General features: G+C 49.5%; 17 protein-coding genes, 3 tRNA genes and 2 pseudogenes. 17 read left to right on the top strand and 5 right to left on the bottom strand.

Going from position 1 to position 20,806, the window contains the following annotated elements; all coding sequences use genetic code 11:
* Together ACTHTA_RS10565 and ACTHTA_RS10560 are read right to left on the bottom strand one after the other, a co-directional pair.
* Positions 1-1,505 (bottom strand): annotated as a pseudogene (locus tag ACTHTA_RS10565) (hypothetical protein); the annotation flags it as partial.
* A 105-nt stretch (positions 1,506-1,610) separates the two neighbouring features.
* Positions 1,611-2,117, bottom strand: a complete 507-nt coding sequence (locus ACTHTA_RS10560) for an ESPR domain-containing protein (RefSeq protein ID WP_440375777.1) — start codon at positions 2,115-2,117, stop codon at positions 1,611-1,613.
* Positions 2,118-2,404: 287 nt separating this feature from the next.
* Between ACTHTA_RS10560 and ACTHTA_RS10555 the strand changes: the two genes are divergently transcribed.
* The gene (locus ACTHTA_RS10555; RefSeq protein ID WP_036473249.1) at positions 2,405-2,842 is read left to right on the top strand and encodes a hypothetical protein; all 438 of its coding nucleotides are present in this window, start codon (positions 2,405-2,407) and stop codon (positions 2,840-2,842) included.
* A 14-nt stretch (positions 2,843-2,856) separates the two neighbouring features.
* Here ACTHTA_RS10555 and ACTHTA_RS10550 read toward each other — a convergent pair whose 3' ends face one another.
* Positions 2,857-3,231, bottom strand: coding sequence for a hypothetical protein (locus ACTHTA_RS10550; RefSeq protein WP_036473251.1), 375 nt, complete (start codon positions 3,229-3,231; stop codon positions 2,857-2,859).
* A gap of 211 nt (positions 3,232-3,442) precedes the next feature.
* Between ACTHTA_RS10550 and ACTHTA_RS10545 the strand changes: the two genes are divergently transcribed.
* The gene (locus ACTHTA_RS10545; protein ID WP_440364504.1) at positions 3,443-4,858 is read left to right on the top strand and encodes an OmpP1/FadL family transporter; all 1,416 of its coding nucleotides are present in this window, start codon (positions 3,443-3,445) and stop codon (positions 4,856-4,858) included.
* Between the two features lie 314 nt (positions 4,859-5,172).
* Here the strand turns inward: ACTHTA_RS10545 and ACTHTA_RS10540 are convergent, their stop codons facing one another.
* Positions 5,173-6,438, bottom strand: coding sequence for a LysM peptidoglycan-binding domain-containing protein (locus ACTHTA_RS10540; RefSeq protein ID WP_440364505.1), 1,266 nt, complete (start codon positions 6,436-6,438; stop codon positions 5,173-5,175).
* A 234-nt stretch (positions 6,439-6,672) separates the two neighbouring features.
* Between ACTHTA_RS10540 and def the strand changes: the two genes are divergently transcribed.
* From def to topA, 10 genes are all read left to right on the top strand, one after another.
* Positions 6,673-7,176, top strand: coding sequence for a peptide deformylase (gene def, locus ACTHTA_RS10535; RefSeq protein WP_003686244.1), 504 nt, complete (start codon positions 6,673-6,675; stop codon positions 7,174-7,176).
* A 135-nt stretch (positions 7,177-7,311) separates the two neighbouring features.
* The gene (gene fmt, locus ACTHTA_RS10530; protein WP_049352444.1) at positions 7,312-8,238 is read left to right on the top strand and encodes a methionyl-tRNA formyltransferase; all 927 of its coding nucleotides are present in this window, start codon (positions 7,312-7,314) and stop codon (positions 8,236-8,238) included.
* A gap of 33 nt (positions 8,239-8,271) precedes the next feature.
* Positions 8,272-8,790 carry an O-acetyl-ADP-ribose deacetylase gene (locus tag ACTHTA_RS10525; protein WP_070747722.1) on the top strand — a complete coding sequence of 173 codons (519 nt, stop codon included), beginning with the start codon at positions 8,272-8,274 and terminating at the stop codon, positions 8,788-8,790.
* Positions 8,791-8,836: 46 nt separating this feature from the next.
* The gene (gene rsmB, locus ACTHTA_RS10520; RefSeq protein ID WP_154954555.1) at positions 8,837-10,096 is read left to right on the top strand and encodes a 16S rRNA (cytosine(967)-C(5))-methyltransferase RsmB; all 1,260 of its coding nucleotides are present in this window, start codon (positions 8,837-8,839) and stop codon (positions 10,094-10,096) included.
* A complete protein-coding gene (locus ACTHTA_RS10515; RefSeq protein ID WP_003686233.1) occupies positions 10,062-10,655 on the top strand; it encodes a DUF4390 domain-containing protein in 594 nt (197 codons plus the stop codon). The genes rsmB and ACTHTA_RS10515 overlap by 35 nt, the downstream gene beginning before the upstream one ends.
* Positions 10,656-10,658: 3 nt before the next feature.
* Positions 10,659-12,785, top strand: coding sequence for an ATP-binding protein (locus tag ACTHTA_RS10510; RefSeq protein ID WP_440375776.1), 2,127 nt, complete (start codon positions 10,659-10,661; stop codon positions 12,783-12,785).
* Positions 12,772-14,046 (top strand): sigma-54-dependent transcriptional regulator, encoded by a 1,275-nt coding sequence (locus tag ACTHTA_RS10505; protein ID WP_440375775.1) that lies wholly within the window; start codon positions 12,772-12,774, stop codon positions 14,044-14,046. Before ACTHTA_RS10510 ends, ACTHTA_RS10505 begins: the two co-directional genes overlap by 14 nt.
* Before the next feature lie 234 nt (positions 14,047-14,280).
* Complete coding sequence (dprA, locus tag ACTHTA_RS10500) at positions 14,281-15,471, top strand: DNA-processing protein DprA (RefSeq protein ID WP_308888350.1); 1,191 nt, start codon at positions 14,281-14,283, stop codon at positions 15,469-15,471.
* Positions 15,472-15,495: 24 nt separating this feature from the next.
* Positions 15,496-15,951 carry a DUF494 family protein gene (locus ACTHTA_RS10495; protein WP_003679497.1) on the top strand — a complete coding sequence of 152 codons (456 nt, stop codon included), beginning with the start codon at positions 15,496-15,498 and terminating at the stop codon, positions 15,949-15,951.
* Between the two features lie 73 nt (positions 15,952-16,024).
* The gene (topA, locus tag ACTHTA_RS10490; protein WP_188212412.1) at positions 16,025-18,331 is read left to right on the top strand and encodes a type I DNA topoisomerase; all 2,307 of its coding nucleotides are present in this window, start codon (positions 16,025-16,027) and stop codon (positions 18,329-18,331) included.
* 72 nt (positions 18,332-18,403) lie between these two features.
* On the opposite strand, the pseudogene ACTHTA_RS10485 reads toward topA, so the two are convergent.
* Positions 18,404-19,097: pseudogene (locus ACTHTA_RS10485) on the bottom strand (hypothetical protein).
* Between the two features lie 265 nt (positions 19,098-19,362).
* On the opposite strand from ACTHTA_RS10485, the gene rsmD reads away from it, so the two are divergent.
* From rsmD to ACTHTA_RS10460, 5 genes are all read left to right on the top strand, one after another.
* Positions 19,363-19,935: a 16S rRNA (guanine(966)-N(2))-methyltransferase RsmD gene (gene rsmD / locus ACTHTA_RS10480; protein WP_308888349.1), complete on the top strand. Its 573-nt coding sequence runs from the start codon at positions 19,363-19,365 to the stop codon at positions 19,933-19,935.
* A gap of 122 nt (positions 19,936-20,057) precedes the next feature.
* A complete protein-coding gene (locus ACTHTA_RS10475; protein WP_003679513.1) occupies positions 20,058-20,309 on the top strand; it encodes a YfhL family 4Fe-4S dicluster ferredoxin in 252 nt (83 codons plus the stop codon).
* A gap of 98 nt (positions 20,310-20,407) precedes the next feature.
* Positions 20,408-20,491: transfer RNA gene (locus ACTHTA_RS10470), tRNA-Tyr, on the top strand.
* Positions 20,492-20,522: 31 nt separating this feature from the next.
* A tRNA-Gly gene (locus ACTHTA_RS10465) sits at positions 20,523-20,596 on the top strand.
* Between the two features lie 9 nt (positions 20,597-20,605).
* Positions 20,606-20,680: transfer RNA gene (locus ACTHTA_RS10460), tRNA-Thr, on the top strand.
* The last annotated feature ends 126 nt before the right edge of the window (positions 20,681-20,806 follow it).

The following is a 20,806-nucleotide window of genomic DNA, read 5'->3' as shown; positions in this document are numbered from 1 at the left end:
GCTTGTGCTGCTTCGCCTGCTTTCGTTAAAGCTTGACCCGCTTTAGTGTCTGCCGCAGCTGCCGCTGTCTTAGCTTCACCCGCTTTAGTGTCTGCTGCAGCTGCCGCTTGTGCTGCTTCGCCTGCTTTCGTTAAAGCTTGACCCGCTTTAGTGTCTGCCGCAGCTGCCGCTGTCTTAGCTTCGCCTGCTTTCGTTAAAGCTTGACCCGCTTTAGTGTCTGCCGCAGCTGCCGCTGTCTTAGCTTCACCTGCTTTCGTTAAAGCTTGACCTGCATCGTTCTTCGCTGCTGCTGCGTCTGATTTCGCTTTTGTCGCATCTGCTTGTGCTGATACAGCTTTAGCGTCTGCTGCATTCGCTTTGTTTAATGCGTTATTGGCTGTTGTATTTGCCGTAGTTGCTAAGGTATGCGCTGCATCTGCGCGTGCTTGTGCTGCAACCGCTTTATCATCTGCCGCCTTCGCTGCTTTCGCCGCTTCAACTGCTTTAAAGTACGCGTTACCCGCCGACTGCCCAACAGCGTATAACTGAGAACCATTCACTGCATCGGTAGAATTTGCATCATAGTACCCTGGAGCCACATGTTGAATTCGACGAGTATTCGTTGCATTACCAACCGTAACAGCCCCCGAAACACCACTACCACCCGCAAATTTGGCTCGTGTGCCATCGTGTATTAACTGCTCACCGTAATCAGAAGTCCCTGCAGTACGCCCCTCCGTTTTAATATTTATAGCTACCTTTTCACCAACACCTTTCGCTTCAACTTCTGAACCATCGCCCAAATATACAGAGTTATTGACATTCGCGGTAATGCCGCTGCCCAATACCTGAGTATTCGAAGCTGTTACAGTATTTCTGTTACCCACAACTTGAGTATCAGCAACATTGCCGCTGGTGTTAATATCACGCCCCATTAATGTCGCATTAGTCAAACGACCGGTTATAGTGGCGTTATTCACTGTAAGAACCGAATCATTTACCGTAGCTCCGTTAAAGGTAGTGTTATAACCTTGTGTTAAGGTGTTTGAAATTGTTGAATTGCTTGATTTGATATTCTGACCGAAGGTTGGAGCACCACTAAGATTAGAATTATGAAGTGCAATTCCTTGACCAAATAATGGGTTAGATGTTGATGAGGCTGTTACATTGATATCTTGACCAACATAGTTAACCTTCTCTGTATTTACAGTTGCACCTGTGCTATCAAAGTTGATATTGTTACCAACTAAGGCCCCTCCAAGAGCATTGTTTTGTCTGGTTACGCTAATCGTAGTACCGGAAACCAACATCTCATTGATATCTCCAGTAGAATTGATATTAATCTTGGTACCGGTAATACTTGAACGATTCAACACAGCACGCTTAGCAGAGCTATTAAGGTTTACAGTAATGCCATGACCATTCACTGCACTATCCTGAGCTTTAATGCCTCTAAAAACAAAATTAGAGGCAGTCATCATAGAGTTAGATTGCTCCTCTGACAAATGTTTAATGTTATTACCCATAAGAGTAGCTTGATTAAGACCGTCCACTTTATTATTTGTGAGGCTACCAAAGTAGATATCACTACCAATAACTTGTGACTTTACATACTGACTTTGTTTTTTGCCTCACGGTTTATCCTGGTTATATCTATCATCAATAGATTTCCCCAAAAACACAGATTGCGGAGCAATACCGTGATCAATATTAATGCCGTTACCAAGAGCCATAGCAACCGTACCATTAAGCCTAGAGGACTCCCCAATAACAACAGTAGAACGCCCTCCCGCATAAGTGTCATTGCCCAAAGCAAGCAATGCATTAGGTTCTTGGCCTTGAGCTTTCTCTCTCGTCCCTTGCTGAGCGACAACAGCTGTCTCATGCTTGTCAGCGGCTTGAGCCGTTTGACTTAAACTGAATAAGGTTACCGCAACGCCACCAATCACCATGGCATTTGCAGCCGCTTTACCTAAGCTATACAGTGTAGAAGAGGCACTTCCTTCTTCCTCCACCACCGTACTTTGCTTGGCATTTTTGCCTGAAGAAGAGGCTTTTACATGCCCCTTGGCAAGTTCAGATACGGCAACCCAAGCCTCCTGGGCCGCATTCCAAACAATCTTGTATATTTTATTCATAACAGTGAATCTCCTTACTGTATATACATTTATCTAACCTAAGTGCGCTGCTCATTTAAGAAAATGCTAAAAACACACTTTAATAAATAAACAATCACACCAATCTGATACTTTTATACTTTTTTGCAATTCCCGTGCGGACAATTAAATGTGCACAAAAGTTTCACAAAAATGTAACCTATTCTATACTCTTTTCTCACTCAAAGATAGGTGTAGAAATCAACAGTGTTGTTTACACTTTTGGCTTGGCAGGGTAATCATAGACAAGCAGAAAGGTTGATAATGTAATGGGAAATAAAATCTACTTTAGCCAAATTCAGGCTAAAATCGACCGCTTGCAGCGTGAACGAACACAGGTACTAGAACATCTTGAATTAGTTGAACGAAAAATCAAAAAACTCAACGATGCTCTTGAAGTGATGGAAGATGAAGCCTTAACCGATGAATACGATACTGAGGTTTATTCATATCGAACCTACAAACATAGATTCCGTGGGAAATTAAGACCAATGGTCTTAGCGGTACTTAAAGCTCAACCCGACCATTATTTCACGGTCAATGAAATTACTGAGATTGTCTTAATAAAAGACAGACAAGACCCTATCGTTCGTCCGAAGCATATGGTTTCGGTGCGTGGCGCGTTAAAACATTGGCTGACAAAAGGCGTAGTAGAACGACTAGAAAGAGGCGTAACCGATGTCAAATGGCGACTGAAACAAAAATAGCGGTATTTCTACCGCTATTTTAATGGCTTTAACCGCCAAAACTTCAATCCACTTTCAACGATTCCTCTTTTACGCAATTTAACCAGTATTCGATTGACTGTCTTATAGTGCTTATCGCCCATATCAACAAATTGTGGTTTTCCCAACAATGCTAAGCTCTTTTCAGCAATCTCCCCACAAAACATCCAATCAGGATTTTCACGTAAGACTTGAGCGACTAATCGCATCGTAATCAAGGGCTGCGGTTTTGGTTCTTTCGGTATATAAGGTTGAGCTAATGCGTTAATCTCTTGTGACAAACACTGCATTTGCACCGTCAGCTCATCTTGCTTTTCTTTTAGCTTTAACAGGCGTTCCACTAACTCGTATTTCAGCAACTTTTGCGCCATAATAAAAATCCCTATCGAGTTAAAATTTCAATAGGGATTTTAAGGTTTTTAATCGGTTAAATCTTTGTGCAACTGCTACATAATACCGTAAAAAACCGAAAATAATAGGCAAGAATAACGATGTAGTATAGAATTGAGTACCTATACTAAATCAATAAAGGACGTTTCAGACGGCCTTTTTCTTTGTCCGCTACTTTCACGGTAAACCAAAATGATTCATTTCAATCTGAAAAAAACAGCATTTATTTTAAGCACAGCACTTTTATCTACCGCTGTCCAAGCTTCCGGTTACCACTTCGGCACACAATCCGTTAACGCTCAAGGCACGGCCAACGCCGCCGCCGCCGAAGCCGCCGATGCATCAACCATTTTCTACAACCCGGCCGGCCTGACCAAACTTGACAGCAGCCAAATTTCCGTCAACGCCAATATCGTTTTCCCAAGCATTCATTATGAAGCGGAATCTGCGAAACACTTCCGTACGGGTGCCGATGTCAGCGGCTCGACCAGCGGCAAAATTACCGAAACCACCGTTGCTCCGCACGTCTATGGTGCGTACAAAGCCAGCGACGATGTGACTTTGGGTTTGGGTGTATATGTTCCTTTCGGCTCTGCAACTGAATACGAAAAAGATTCCGTCTTGCGCCATAACATCAACAAACTGGGTTTGACCACCATCGCCATCGAGCCGGTAGTCGCGTGGAAACTGAATGAGCAGCACGCTGTCGGTGCCGGTTTGATTGCCCAATATTCAAAAGCTGAATTGCGCAAATACTCCGACTGGGATGCTTCCGGCGCCATCAGCCAGTTGGCCAGCGGCTTGGCTTCCCGTCAAGCAGGCCGTCCTATTGCTGTCGATGCGACCGGCAAGGCTGATGGTCATGCCGATGTAAAAGGCCACGATTGGGACTTCGGCTATCAACTGGCGTGGATGTGGGACATCAACGAGCGCGCACGCGTGGGTGTGAACTATCGTTCCAAAGTATCGCATACGCTGAAAGGCACTGCCGATTGGGAAGCGGACGGCGCATATGCAAAACGTGCTTGGGATTTGGGTGCAATGGCTGCACGCGGTTATGTGCCGAACGAAAAAGCCAGCGTAAAAATCGTCACGCCTGAGTCTTTGTCTGTTCACGGTATGTACCGCGCCACCGACAAAACCAACCTGTTCGGCGATGTGACTTGGACGCGCCACAGCCGCTTCAACAAAGCGGAGCTGGTGTTTGAAAACACCAAAAAAGTTGTCAACGGTCAATCTGACCGTACCGTCATCACGCCTAACTGGCGCAACACTTATAAAGTCGCATTCGGCGGCTCTTACCAAGTTACCGAACCATTGCAACTGCGTGCCGGTATCGCTTTCGACAAATCACCGGTTAAAAGTGCCGAAGACCGCATGAACAGCCTGCCTGACGGCAACCGTATCTGGTTCTCCGTTGGTGCTAAATATCAACTGGGTAAAAACCATGTTATCGATGCGGCGTACAGCCATATCCACATCAATGACACGGTTTACCGCACAGGCAAAGCCAGCGGCAACGACGTAGACAGCCGCGGTGCATCCTCTGCCCGCTTCAAAAACAAAGCGGACATCTTGGGCTTGCAATACACTTATAAATTCAAATAATCGGATTTGAGTTGTGGATAAAAAGGCCGTCTGAAATCTTCAGACGGCCTTTTTGATTGGCAGGAATAGATGGAACAATCAACAGCCAATAAATAGCGTGTTAGGGTTTCTATATTGCTGATTGGAATGGCAGAACGGCAAGACAATAGAAAAGGGGATAGCTGATAAATAGCTGAAGACATGGGATATTGTTTGCGCTTTAAAACGGCGTGTTACAGATTTTATTTATTTTGATGGGCAACAATCAAAAGGCCGTCTGAAAAACAGGTTTTCAGACGGCCTTTATTTGCCGGATGGCTGCTAAGAAAGCTCAATCAGCTGCGGACTTCCAGTTCGATTTCTCTTTCTTGTTCGTCTTCAGCCGGTTTGTCCATGGTTTTTTCATCGGCCATATTGTCCAAATCACGGCCGGGTTCGGAAGCGGTATCGCCGATGGAAATGCTGTTCAGGCTTTCCAAAATAATGGCGGAGGCCAGATGGTCGGATGTGCGGTACACCATTGCCAAGCCGATTTCTTCCGCCGGAATGGAAACCAATTCAACCGTATCTTTGTCTTTCGGCTTGCGAATCAGGTTGTTGGACAGATTGACACGGACTTGGCGGCCGCGTTTGTAGAGGCTGACCACAGTGCCTTTGTCCAAGCCGTCGAGTTCGCCTTTGTCCAAAGTAATGATTTGGAACTGGCCGGCTTCGCCCACGCCGTCGAAGATGGAAACGACTTTGGCCTGAATCGGACGGGCAGGGGCGTGAGGCATAACATTGAAGCTGTCGAGGCCTTCGGGCAGTTTTAGCAGATAGTCGTCTTTGCGGATTTCGGAAACGGCTTTTTCGATAACCAAAGGTTGCGCGGATTGGGTGCGCAGCTTCATGGCTTTGTTGACTTGGGTGTAATACTCGTTGCTTTTGAGTTTTTCGTCAGAAGCGCGGGTGCGGTTTTCCAAGGCGGAGTCGGTGTAAGGCAGCGTGTTGGCGATGCCGCTGAACACAACTTCTTGGCCGAGAAATTTGCCGGTTTCCGGGTCGGTGATGTTTTTATTGACGCGGTAGGTCAGGTAGCGGCCGGGTTCGGTCAGGCCGTATGCGTACACGCGGTTGCCTTGGGTGTAGAGGACGCGGTTGTCGGGGCCGGCAATCAGGCGCGGCGCGTTGGCGGTTTCTTCCGGAGCGATAATCTGCGGATGTTTCATGAACATGCGGTAGAGGTTGACATTGACGGTCGGAATGCCGTAGCCGGAAGTTTCGCGTACGCGCGGATGCAGTTTGATCACGGGAATGCCGTCTGAACGGGTTTGGGCATGTTCAAAACCCAGTCGCGGCTGACCGTTGATGTAGCGTAAAACCAACACCTGACCCGGATAGATCAGATGCGGATTGCGGATGGCGTTGCGGTTAGCGCCCCAAAGGCGGTTCCATTGCCATGGGCTGTACAGATATTTGCCGGAAATACCCCACAAGGTATCGCCGTTTTTAACGACGTAGCGTTGTGGTGCATTGGGGCGGATTTTTAAAGAAGCTGCCTGAGTGTGGGCAGAAATAGCCATGCCTGCCATGCAAAGCAGGGTTATAATACGTTGTTGCATAACCGTTCCCCTTGAAATCGATTCGGTTTGTCTTCAGATGATAAACAGAGAAAGCTGGAGTTTGCGAAACTGCCGCCCATTCATCAATACGATAACGAACGGCCTCCGTCACGCTATCTTAACATTTTTCGGCGTTATTTTAGCATTGAATGTTGCTGTCATGACAGGAGATTGTGGCGGCGGAAACCGAATCTGTATGAAAATCACACATCAGCTTTATAAAACGAGAATATTATGGCTTTACTGAACATCCTCCAATACCCCGACGAGCGTTTGCACACGGTCGCCAAACCTGTTGAAAAAATCGACGAGCGCATCCAGACATTGGTTGCCGATATGTTTGAAACCATGTACGAAGCACGCGGTATCGGCTTGGCGGCCACTCAGGTCGACGTACACGAGCGCATCGTCGTGATGGATTTGACCGAAGACCGCAGCGAGCCGCGCGTGTTCATCAATCCCGTCATTGTCGAAAAAGACGGCGAGACGACTTATGAAGAAGGCTGTCTGTCCGTACCGGGCATTTACGATACCGTAACCCGTGCCGAGCGCGTCAAAGTTGAAGCCTTGAACGAAAAAGGCGAGAAATTCACACTGGAAGCAGACGGCCTGCTGGCAATCTGCGTGCAGCACGAATTGGACCACCTGATGGGCATCGTGTTTGTCGAACACCTGTCGCAGCTGAAACAAGGCCGCATCAAAACCAAACTGAAAAAACGTCAGAAACACGCCATCTGACCTACGCATCGCTTAAAGGCCGTCTGAAAAGACAAAACAGAAGGCAGACTTCGGTTTTCAATCTTTCAGACGGCCTTTTCAACTGAAACGGTTTGCCCAACGCGCCCATTCAAACCATTTCCACAAGGACACAACATGAAAGTCATCTTTGCCGGTACGCCCGATTTTGCCGCCGCCGCCTTGAAAGCCATCGCTGCCGCAGGTTTTGAAATTCCGCTGGTGTTGACCCAGCCCGACCGTCCCAAAGGCCGCGGTATGCAGTTGACCGCATCGCCGGTCAAACAGGCTGCCTTGGAATTGGGTTTGACCGTGGCGCAGCCGGAAAAGTTGCGCAATAACGCTGAAGCCCTGCAAATGCTCAAAGATACAGGCGCGGATGTGATGGTGGTGGCCGCGTATGGCTTGATTTTGCCGCAGGATGTGTTGGATACGCCCAAACATGGCTGCCTCAATATCCACGCTTCGCTGTTGCCCCGTTGGCGCGGCGCGGCACCGATTCAACGTGCGATTGAAGCCGGCGATGCCGAAACCGGCGTGTGCATCATGCAGATGGACATCGGCTTGGATACCGGCGATGTGGTCAGCGAACACCGCTACGCCATCCAACCTACGGATACCGCCAACGAAGTGCATGACGCATTGATGGGTTTGGGTGCGGAAGCGATTGTTGCCGACTTGCAGCGTCTGCAGGCGGAGGGCCGTCTGAACGCGGTTAAGCAGCCTGACGAAGGTGTTACCTACGCCCAGAAATTGAGCAAAGAAGAAGCGCGTATCGATTGGAACGAGTCCGCGCATATTATCGAACGCAAAATCCGCGCCTTTAACCCCGTACCTGCCGCGTGGGTCGAGTATCAAGGCAAACCGATGAAAATCTGGCGAGCCGAAGTCGTGGCCAAACAGGGTAAGGCAGGCGAAGTATTGTCCTGCACTTCAGACGGCCTGCTGGTGGCGTGCGGTGAAAATGCGCTGAACATCACCGAATTGCAGCCTTCCGGCAGCAAACGCATGAGCATACAGGCATTTGCGGCAGGCCGGACGATTGAAGTCGGAACAGTTTTGTAACAGGCTGGAAATCAACGTAGAGGAAAGAAAACAATGGCTGTTTTTGAAGTGGTCGAGGGCGATATTACCCGATTGGCAGTCGATGCGATTGTCAATGCCGCCAATTCATCGCTGTTGGGCGGTGGCGGCGTAGACGGTGCGATACACCGCGCCGCGGGCAAAGAGCTGCTGGACGAGTGCCGCACTTTGGGCGGTTGCCGCACAGGCGAAGCCAAAATAACCAAAGGCTATCGTTTGCCTGCGCGTTATGTCATTCATACGGTCGGGCCGGTATGGTTTGGCGGAAAACAAAATGAAGAGGCCAAATTGGCACAATCCTACGCCAATTCCTTGCTGCTTGCCCAGAAACACAATCTCCACAGCATCGCCTTTCCGTGCATCAGCACCGGTGTGTACCGCTTTCCGGCCGAAGCCGCCGCACGTATTGCTTTGGAGAGTTTGAAACAAACCCTGCCGCAATGTCCGGCAGTGGAAAAAATCATCTTTTGCTGTTTTTCCAAAACAGATGCCGAATATTATCGGGCATTGTTGGCAGCCGAACAGGCCGTCTGAAATCCTCCGAACACGTGAAATCAAATATGAATCAGAAAGTAAAAATATGAGTATGTCCCTCGCCCAAAAACTTGCCGCCGACAGCATTGCGGCGGTCGCAGAAGGGCGCAACCTTCAGGATGTGTTGGCGCAAATCCGCGCGGCGCATCCGCAGCTGACGGCGCAGGAAAACGGCGCGTTGCAGGATATTGCCTACGGTTGCCAGCGTTATTTGGGCAGTTTGAAGCACATGCTTGGTCAAATGCTGAAGAAGCCGATTGATAATCCGCAGCTTGAAAGCCTGCTTTTGGCGGCGATGTACCAACTGCATTACACGCGCAATGCGCCTCATGCCGTGGTTAATGAAGCGGTGGAAAGCATTGCTAAAATCGGCCGCGGCCAGTTCCGCTCGTTTGCCAATGCGATTTTGCGCCGCTTTTTGCGTGAACGCGACAATCTCGCGGCTTCCTGCAAAAAAGACGATGTGGCGAAACACAACCTGCCGGTGTGGTGGGTGGCTTACTTGAGAAACCATTATCCGAAACATTGGCACAACATTACCACCGCGCTGCAATCGCATCCGCCGATGACTTTGCGGGTCAACCGCCGACACGGCAATGCTGAATCGTATCTGGAAAAGCTAGCGGCGGAAGGTATCGCGGCAAAGGCGTTGGACGAATATGCGGTTACGTTGGAAGAAGCCGTGCCGGTGAGCCGCCTGCCCGGCTTTTCAGACGGCCTGGTGTCGGTGCAGGATTTCGGCGCGCAGCAGGCGGCGTATCTGTTAAACCCTAAAGACGGCGAACGGATTTTGGATGCCTGCGCCGCGCCGGGCGGGAAAACAGGGCATATGTTGGAACTGGCGGATTGTCATGTTACCGCTTTGGATATCGACGAAGGTCGTCTGAAAAGAGTGAAGGACAATATTGACCGTTTGGGGTTTCAGACGACCGCTCTGACTTGCGCCGATGCGCAGGACTTGGCGGCGTGGTATGATGGAAAGCCTTTCGACGCCATCCTTGCCGACGTGCCGTGTACCGCTTCGGGTGTGGCGCGGCGCAATCCCGACGTGAAATGGCTGCGCCGCCCGACCGATGCCGTCAAAACCGCACGCCAACAGGAAGCATTATTAGACGCGCTGTGGCAGACCCTGACGAAAAACGGCAGGATGTTGCTGGCTACCTGCTCGGTCTTTGTCGAAGAAAACGACGGTCAGTTGCAAAAATTCCTTAACCGCCATGCTGATGCCGAGCTGATCGAATCGCGTGTGCTTTTACCGAACAAACATCAAGATGGCTTTTATTACGCGCTTATTAAAAAGCAGTAAAACGCTGATTGTACCGCTCTTGCTTGCCGTGTCGTTGAATGCGGCGGGCGAGGGCATCAGTGCGACCCGTGCCGAGGCAAAGCTGACCCATGCCGGACAGCTTTCCGTCAGCAGCCGTTTCCGCACCGATCTGCCCGACCAGCTTAAAGAAGCACTCAAACAGGGCGTCCCCCTGCATTTCAATTTGAGTTGGCAGCTGTCAGCGCCGTCTATGTCGTCTTATAAATTCAAGTTCGACCAGCTGCTCAACAACGACAGCACGATTCAATACAAATTGTCCTTCCATCCACTGACCAACCGCTATCGCGTTACCGTTGGTACGTTTTCTACCGAGTACGACACGCTTGAGACTGCCTTGCGTGCAGTGGGCGCGGTCGTGAATTGGAAGGTTTTGTCCAAGGGTGCGCTGAGTGATGTGGCCGCCAAAGACACGAAGGCTGAAATCCGCCTGCTGCTGACAACCGCCAAGCTGCCCAAACCGTTCCAAATCAATGCCCTGACGTCTAAAAACTGGCATTTGGATTCCGGTTGGAAATCCTTGTCGGTCGTGCAGGAGTAAACCATGCGCCGCTTTCTTCTGATTGCCGCCGTATTCGCCGTTGTTTTGTTGTACGGTCTGACTGTTGCAACGGGCAGCAGCAACGTATTGTCTGATTATTTCTGGTGGATTGTCGCCTTGTGCGGCTTGCTGTTGCTGGTGTTGGCGGCGGTGTTGGTGCGCTATGTCGTGCTTTTGATACGCGACAACAGCAAAAGCGTGTTCGGTTCGCAGATTGCGCGTCGGCTGTCGGGGATGTTTACCTTGGTTGCCGTATTGCCGGGCGTGTTTTTGTTCGGTATTTCCGCCCAGTTTATTAACGGTACGATTAATTCTTGGTTTGGCAACGATACCCATGAGGCTCTAGAGCGCAGCTTAAACTTGAGCAAATCCGCGCTGAGTTTGGCGGTGGACAACGCTGTCAGCAACGCCACGCCAGTGCAGATCGACTTAATCAGCGCCGCTTCATTGGACGGCAATTTGGGGCAAACGCTGGCACAATCCGCACTTACTGCCGACTTTGCCCAGCTGGCGCTTTATAACGCGACCACCCATAAAGCCGAGAAAAGCATCAATCCCCTGAAACTAAATCAACCCGAACTCAACAAAGAAGGATGGGAGCAGCTGGAGCAGACCGGTTCGGTGCGCAGCTTGGAAAACATCGGCGGCGTGCTGTATGCTCAAGGCTGGATGCTGATCGGTACGCATAAAAATCAGGATTATGCGTTGTTTTTCCGGCAGCCGATTCCGAAAGATGTTGCCCAAGACGCGACGCTGATTGAAGCGGCCCGAGCCAAATATGCCGAACTGAGTTATACCAAAAAAGGCCTGCAAACCTTTTTCCTGTCCACGCTGTTGGTCGCGACATTATTGGCCATCTTTTTGGCGCTGGTGATGGCTTTGTATTTTGCCCGCCGTTTTGTGGCACCGGTATTGTCGCTGGCAGAGGGTGCGCGGGCGGTGGCTCAGGGTGACTTCAGCCAGACTCGGCCGGTATTTCGCAATGACGAGTTCGGCCGTTTGACCCAGTTATTCAACCACATGACCGAGCAATTAGCGATTGCCAAAGAGGCAGACGAGCGCAACCGTTTGCGCGAAGAAGCAGCACGCCATTATTTGGAATGCGTGTTGGAAAGTTTGACTACAGGCGTGATTACTTTGGATGCCAATGGCCGTCTGAAAACCTTTAACAAGGCCGCCGAACAGATTTTGGGCGTTTCGCTGGTGTCTTTGTGGGGCAGTAACTGGCATCAATGGCACGGCAAATCGCCGCAGCAAACCCTGTTGGCCGATGTGTTTGCCGCCATTAATGAAACCGCCGATAGCAACAAACCCGTCCAAGTCGAATACGCCGCGCCCGATGATGCCCGAATCTTGTTGGGCAAAGCCACCATTTTGCCGGAAGACAATGATAACGGCATGGTGATGGTGATTGATGACATTACCGTCTTGATGCGGGCGCAAAAAGAGGCCGCATGGGGCGAAGTGGCGAAACGTTTGGCGCACGAAATCCGTAATCCGCTTACGCCTATCCAGCTTTCCGCCGAGAGATTGGCATGGAAATTGCATGATAAACTAGATGAACAAGACGCCCAAATTCTCAGCCGTTCAACCGATACCATCGTCAAACAGGTGGCCGCGCTGAAAGAAATGGTCGAAGCGTTCCGCAACTATGCGCGTGCGCCGTCGCTGAATTTAGAAAAACAAAATTTAAACGGTTTGGTGTCGGAAGTATTGGTATTATATGAGGCCGGCGTGTGCAAGTTTAATGCGCGGCTCAGCGCCGACACCTTGCCGATTGTTGCCGATACGACGGCGATGCGCCAAGTGTTGCATAACTTATTTAAGAATGCCGCAGAAGCGGCAGAGTCGGACGAAACGCCGCAAGTAAACGTCGAAACAGGGCGCGAAGGCGGACAGGTTTTCCTGACCGTCTGCAACAACGGCAAAAGTTTCAGCAAAGAAATGCTGCACAATGCTTTTGAGCCGTACGTTACCGACAAACCGACAGGAACGGGACTTGGTTTGCCCGTTGTGAAAAAAATTATCGAGGAGCATGGCGGCCGTATCAGCCTGAGCAATCAGAACAGTGGCGGCGCGTGCGTCAAAATAGCTTTACCGGAAATGGCAGAAACTTATGCGAAGCAGTGATATTTTGATTGTAGATGATGAAGTAGGCATCCGCGACCTGCTCTCCGAGATCCTTCAAGACGAAGGCTATACCGTCACTTTGGCCGAAAATGCCGAAGAAGCGCGCCAATTGCGTTATCAAACGCGTCCGGCCATGGTGTTGCTGGATATTTGGATGCCCGATTGCGACGGCATCACTTTGTTGAAAGAGTGGGCGAAAAACGGCCAACTCAATATGCCTGTGGTGATGATGAGCGGCCATGCCAGCATTGACACCGCAATTGAAGCCACCAAAATCGGCGCGCTCGATTTTCTGGAAAAACCGATTGCCCTGCAAAAACTCTTGTCCGCAGTAGAACGCGCCTTGAAACATGGCGAAGTTCAGACGGCCTCCGGTATGACTTTGGACAAATTGGGCAACAGCCCCGTCATTCAAGAAATGAACGGCAGCATTGAAGCAGCCGCCAAACACAACCGCCCGCTGTTGTTGGCCGGTGAGGCAGGCTCGCCGTTTGAAATTGTCGCTCGTTATCTGCACAAAAGCGGTACGCCTTGGGTGGCAACCGACCGTGTCGAACACATTGTCGATACGCCGATGGAGCTGTTGCAAAAGGCATCAGGCGGTATTTTGTATGTCGGCGATATTGCCCGTTACAGCAAAAACATCCAAAACGGCATTGCTTTCTTGCTGGAAAAAGCCGACCGCTACAATGTCCGTGTGATTGCTTCATGCGGTTTTAAACGCGGTGAGAGCGCCGATGACATCGTTACCGGCCGACTGGCGGAGCTGTTGAAAGAGCGCATCGATGTTCCTTCTTTGTGCAGCCAGCCGGACGATATCGTCTTTGTAATCAACCGCATCATGACCGATTTGGCCGAAAGTCAAAAAATCCAGCCGGTAAAATTCAGCGACAGCGCGTTGGTGGTTTTGCGCCAATACGATTGGCCGGGCAATTACGACCAGCTTGCCGAAACGGTGAAAAACATCATGTTGGAATCTGACGGCAAAGAAGTGGACGAGCAGGCTGTTGCCGTGGCTTTAGGTCAGAAGGAAAATGCGACGGCGACAGAAATCATCGGCGGCTTCAATTTCAATATGCCTTTGCGCGAATTGAGGGAAGAAGTCGAGCGCCGCTACTTTGAGTACCATATCGCCCAAGAAGGCCAAAATATGAGCCGCGTGGCGCAAAAGGTCGGCTTGGAGCGTACACACCTTTACCGCAAACTCAAACAACTCGGTATCAGCGTATCGCGCCGCAGCGCCGACAAATCCGAAGAATAAGCGCAATATCGGTTCAAACACAAAAAAGGCCGTCTGAAAGCCATCAGGTTTTTCAGACGGCATCGTCATTTGACGGTGTGTTTAGACAAGCAATACTTTATAAAAATAATGATATGGCTCGGCATTGTTATTTTGCCTTTTAAGCCGACAGAAGTTTTATATCAATAAAATATTCAGACGGCCTTTATTTACTTCAGGATGTCTGAACAACCATTACAAAAAGGGAACAGATTGATGACGGAAAACGAGCGTTTTGCTTGGTTGCAACTGGCATTTACGCCCTATATCGGCGCAGAAAGTTTTTTGGTGCTGTTGCAGCAATTCGGTAGCGCACAAGCAACCTTGAATGCGCCGGCAGACAAAATTGCCGCGTTGGTGCGCCATAAACAGGCGGCTGAGTCGTGGCGTAATGCGGATAAACGGGCTTTGGCGCAGCAGTCTGCCGAAGCCGCTTTACAATGGGAAATGCAGGACGGTTGCCGTCTGTTGTTGCTGCAAGATGATGATTTCCCCGAAATGCTGACACAAGGCATTACCGCGCCGCCGGTCTTGTTTTTACGCGGTAATGCAGAGCTGCTGCACACACCTTCTGCCGCGATTGTCGGCAGCCGCCATGCCACGCCGCAGGCAATGCGGATTGCCAAAGATTTCGGCAGGGCGTTGAGCGAAAAAGGCATTCCCGTCGTATCGGGCATGGCTTCGGGTATCGATACCGCCGCCCATCAGGGCGCATTGCAGGCAGATGGCTGTACCATTGCCGTCTGGGGAACCGGTATAGACCGCATTTATCCGCCGTCCAATAAAAACCTTGCTTATGAAATTGCTGAAAAAGGCTTGATTGTCAGCGAGTTTCCTTTGGACACGCGTCCGTTTGCAGGCAATTTTCCGCGCCGCAACCGTCTGATTGCCGCGTTGTCGCAGCTGACATTGGTGGTCGAGGCGGCATTGGAATCCGGCTCATTGATTACCGCCAAGCTGGCGGCGGAGATGGGGCGCGAAGTGATGGCGGTACCCGGTTCGATAGACAATCCGCACAGCAAAGGCTGCCACAAGCTGATTAAAGACGGGGCAAAATTGGTGGAATGTCTGGACGATATTCTTCATGAGTGTCCGCAGCTATTGCAAAATACGCCTGTTCCATCATATTCTATAAATAAGACGGTCAAACCGAAAAACGATCAAACCGAACGGCTGCAACCAAAAACAATAGCGGATGAGCCGCAAAGGCCGTCTGAAAATCTACCTGCCGCCCCATCAACAAGCGCTTTATTGGAAGCAATGGGTTACGACCCGATACATCCCGATATTTTGGCGCAACAAACCAATATGGCAGCGGCAGACGTGTACGCACAGCTTTTGGAATACGAACTTGACGGTATCGTCGCTGCCTTGCCGGGCGGCCGTTATCAGCGTGTCAAAGCATAAATTATCTATATTTAAGGAACCAGCATGACCGAAGTCATTGCCTATTTAATCGAACACTTCCAAGATTTCGACAATTGTCCGCCTCCGGAGGACTTGGGTCGCCTTTTGGAAGATGCGGGTTTTGATGCTACGGAAATCGGCAATACATTGATGATGATGGAAGTCTTGTTCAATACGTCCGAATTCTATGCCGAGCCGTTTAACAGCGACTCCCTGCGCGTATTCTGCCGTGAAGAAGCTGAAAATCTGCCGCAAGAAGTCATGGGCTTGATGCAGTATTTGGTTACCGAACACGCAATTACTTATGAGCAACGCGAAATCGTCATTCACGCCCTGATGCACATTCCATCGGACGAAATCACCCTCGATACCGCCAAAGTGTTGGTATTGCTGGTGTTATGGATGCACAAAAGCGAGCTACCCGTCCTGATTGGCGACGACTTGATGAGTGCGTTGACCGGACAAAACGTGATGCACTAAACCTTTTTTCAGACGGCCTCAATAATAAAGGCCGTCTGAAACATAAATCCAATACATCCAAAAGAGAACAACAATGGCGAAAAACCTATTAATCGTCGAATCCCCGTCCAAAGCCAAAACCCTGAAAAAATATCTGGGCGGTGATTTTGAAATTTTGGCGTCTTACGGCCACGTCCGCGATTTGGTTCCGAAAAGCGGAGCAGTCGATCCCGACAATGGCTTTGCCATGAAATACCAACTGATCAGCCGCAACAGCAAACACGTCGATGCCATCGTCGCCGGTGCCAAAGAAGCTGAAAATATCTACCTCGCAACTGACCCGGATAGGGAAGGCGAAGCCATTTCTTGGCATCTTTTGGAAATCCTCAAATCCAAACGCGGCCTGAAAAACATCAAGCCGCAGCGTGTCGTGTTCCATGAAATTACCAAAAACGCCGTGCTCGATGCCGTTGCCCATCCGCGCGAAATTGAAATGGACTTGGTTGATGCGCAACAAGCCCGCCGCGCGCTGGACTATCTGGTCGGTTTCAACCTCTCGCCATTGTTGTGGAAAAAAATCCGCCGCGGTTTGAGCGCGGGCCGTGTGCAAAGCCCCGCCCTGCGTCTGATTTGCGAACGCGAAAACGAAATCCGCGCGTTTGAAGCGCAGGAATATTGGACGGTGCATCTCGACAGCCACAAAGGCCGCAGCAAGTTCACCGCCAAACTCGCCCAATACAACGGCGCGAAACTCGAACAATTCGACCTGCCGAACGAAGCCGCGCAAGCCGACGTGTTGAAAGAACTTGAAGGCAAAGAGGCCGTCGTTACCGCCATCGAAAAGAAAAAGCGCAGCCGCAATCCCGCCGCGCCGTTCACCACATCCACCATGCAGCAGGATGCCGTGCGCAAACTCGGCTTCACCACCGACCGCACCATGCGTACCGCCCAGCAGCTTTACGAAGGTATAGACGTAGGGCAGGGCGCCATCGGTCTGATTACCTATATGCGTACCGACAGCGTGAATTTAGCCGATGAAGCGTTAACCGAAATCCGCCATTACATCGAAAACAAAATCGGCAAAGAATATCTGCCGAGTGCCGCCAAACAATACAAAACCAAATCCAAAAACGCCCAAGAAGCCCACGAGGCGATCCGTCCGACTTCCGTGTACCGCACGCCCGAAAGCGTCAAACCCTTCCTGAGCGCAGACCAGTTCAAACTCTATCAAATGATTTGGCAGCGCACCGTCGCTTGTCAGATGACGCCCGCCAAATTCGACCAAACCACCGTCGATATTACCGTCGGCAAAGGCGTATTCCGCGTAACCGGACAAGTGCAAACCTTCGCAGGCTTCCTCAGCGTTTACGAAGAAAGCAGCGACGATGAAGAAGGCGAAGACAGCAAAAAACTGCCCGAAATGAGCGAAGGCGACAAATTGCCCGTGGACAAACTCTACGGCGAGCAACACTTCACCACCCCGCCGCCGCGCTACAACGAAGCCACGCTGGTTAAAGCCCTCGAAGAATACGGCATCGGCCGCCCCTCGACCTACGCCAGCATTATTTCCACGCTCAAAGACCGCGAATACGTTACCCTTGAGCAAAAACGCTTCATGCCCACCGACACAGGCGACATCGTCAATAAATTCTTGACCGAACACTTCGCCCAATACGTCGACTACCACTTCACCGCCAAACTCGAAGACCAGCTTGACGAAATTGCCAACGGCAAACGTCAATGGATTCCCGTGATGGACAAATTCTGGAAGCCGTTTATCAAGCAAGTGGAAGAAAAAGAGGGCATCGAACGCGCCAAATTTACCACGCAGGAACTTGACGAAACCTGCCCGAAATGCGGCGAACACAAACTGCAAATAAAATTCGGCAAAATGGGTCGTTTTGTTGCGTGTGCCGGTTATCCCGAGTGCAGCTACACGCGCAACGTCAACGAAACTGCCGAAGAAGCTGCCGAGCGCATCGCCAAAGCTGAAGCAGAGCAAGCCGAACTCGACGGACGCGAATGCCCTAAATGTGGCGGTCGCCTAGTGTACAAATACAGCCGAACCGGCAGCAAATTCATCGGCTGCGCCAACTATCCGAAATGCAAACACGTCGAGCCGCTGGAAAAACCGAAAGATACCGGCGTCCAATGCCCGCAATGCAAAAAAGGCAACCTCGTCGAGCGCAAATCCCGCTACGGTAAACTGTTTTATAGTTGCAGCACCTATCCCGACTGCAACTACGCCACCTGGAACCCGCCCGTCGCCGAAGAATGTCCGAACTGCCATTGGCCGGTCTTGACCATCAAAACCACCAAACGCTGGGGCGTCGAAAAAGTCTGCCCGCAAAAAGAATGCGGCTGGAAAGAACAGATTGAACCGCCTGCACCGAAAGAGTGAGATTAGGTTGGTTTGAAAGAGAAAAGGTCGTCTGAAAAATTTTCAGACGACCTTTACTTTTCTGTGATTGGTTTATTTGAATCCGCGTGTCGTTTTAAAGTCCGATAAAATCCGGTTCATTTCAGGCGCGAACAAGGCGATGTAATCGTAAGATAGACCGCGACTGGCACTGGGATGGGGAAAGCAGACGACTTCGCAATCTTCAAACGATTGCGAATTTGACATTGAAACGTGTACCGTTAAATTCTTTTTGCACCGTCTCCAGCGGTTTGGTCTGCTTACCGACCAACTGCTCGAAGCGTGGCAGTACATTTTGGTTGTTCAGAAAATCCGCCAACCTGCTGCCCATGAAGAGGATGACTTTCGGACGCAGTTTTTCGATGTGGTAGAGAAAATTATCGATGTGCTCGGGTTGTGTGAACTTGTCGGGATTATCGATAGTGTTGCCCTGTGTAGCAGCCCAGTTGGTTTGAACCAGGGATTTTTCAAATGCACCGCCCAATCCATTTTCGTCTAAGGGGTGTCCCCACATTTCAAACCAAATTTTTATCGTATTGTCGTAACGCCACTTTTTTGCCTGCTCACCAAAATAGAGGGATTTGTTGGCAAATGTATGGTCGATTTTATTTTTAGGGAGTTTGTATTCACCTGCTAGATAAGCAGCTTCATCGGCTTTACTCCAGCCCCATTCATAGCCACAAATCATTAAGCCATGTTTGTCGTTGTAACCTTGGAAGATGCTGTTACTGAGATTCAGATCTGACATGGTAATAACCTTATATAAATATTTCTCAGAGGAATACTCATTATAAATAAGTAAATGTAATTTATCTAGTTTAAGTTTAAAACGCACTTCAACCGGTGAAGCGCAGTTCAATATTTCATGCTATCAAATTCGAAACAACAAGGCTATCTGAAAAATGATTTTCAGACGGCCTTGTTGTATCTAAAAGAATAGAGTGAATACGGCTTGATGGCAGTTTCACTATATAATTGAGGCCATCTGAAAACTCGGCATCTTTTTAAAAATCATGGCAAACAACAAACATTCCAAACATACCAATCAAGTACGCATTATTGGCGGGCAATGCAGGGGACGAAAGTTAACATTTTTATCTGCAGACGGCCTGCGTCCAACGCCTGACAGCGTGCGTGAAAAACTGTTTAATTGGCTGGGTCAGGATTTAACCGGTAAAACAGTATTGGATTTATTCAGCGGCAGTGGTGCTTTGGGAATGGAGGCTGCTTCTCGTAATGCGGCAAAAGTGGTAATGGTCGATAACCACCGCCAAACTGTTCAAACGCTTCAGAAAAATATCCGTGAATTAGGTTTGAAACAGGTGGAAATCGTGTGTTCAGATGGCATGGCTTATCTGGCAAGGCCGTCTGAAAAATTTGATGTTGTGTTCCTTGATCCGCCGTTTGCATGGGAAGATTGGCAAAATCTGTTTATCCGATTGCAAAGCCACTTGAAAAATGGGGCAATGGTCTATATTGAAGCAGGGAAGCTGCCTGAAAAACCGGATTGGCTGGAAAATTATCGGGAAGGAAAGGCGGGAATGAGTGGGTTTGAATTGTTGCTCTATTCGCAAGTTGCTGAATAGTATGGAATTTGAGAATCATTCCCAAGGTGTAAAACATTCTTTCAAACGGATTGTTCCGACGTCATTTGTGCTATAATCCGCGCCCAATCGGTTTTGATAATTTAAGAAAAAAGGAAATAGAAATGTCGCTCTTTATTACAGATGAGTGCATTAACTGCGATGTGTGCGAACCGGAATGCCCTAATGATGCCATTTCGCAAGGTGAAGAAATTTACGAAATCAATCCAAATTTGTGTACACAATGTGTAGGCCATTACGATGAGCCTCAGTGCCAACAGGTATGCCCTGTCGACTGTATCTTGATTGATGAAGAACATCCTGAAACGCATGAAGAACTGATGGCTAAGTACGAAAAAATCATTCAGTTTAAATAAATAGTGTTTAAAAGCAAAAGCTTGGATGTTTTTAAAGAAATAAATGAAAAAAAATCTTGACGGAAATCTGAGTTGCCAATAAACTAGCGTTCTCTTTTGGAGGGATTCCCGAGCGGTCAAAGGGGGCAGACTGTAAATCTGTTGCGTGAGCTTCGAAGGTTCGAATCCTTCTCCCTCCACCAAAAATTCTTACTTGGAGCAAAAAGTGAGTATGCGGGTGTAGCTCAATGGTAGAGCAGAAGCCTTCCAAGCTTACGGTGAGGGTTCGATTCCCTTCACCCGCTCCAAACAATTTCGCCCATGTAGCTCAGGGGTAGAGCACTCCCTTGGTAAGGGAGAGGTCGGCAGTTCAAATCTGCCCATGGGCACCATCTCATTATTACTCTTTCTTTCAAAAAGCTATAGATTATAGGATATTGCCATGGCTAAGGAAAAATTTGAACGTAGCAAACCGCACGTAAACGTTGGCACCATCGGTCACGTTGACCATGGTAAAA

Source organism: Neisseria sp. P0013.S005, from assembly GCF_051958425.1.
Taxonomy (GTDB): domain Bacteria; phylum Pseudomonadota; class Gammaproteobacteria; order Burkholderiales; family Neisseriaceae; genus Neisseria; species Neisseria subflava.
This window is presented reverse-complemented; position numbering and strand designations above follow the sequence as displayed.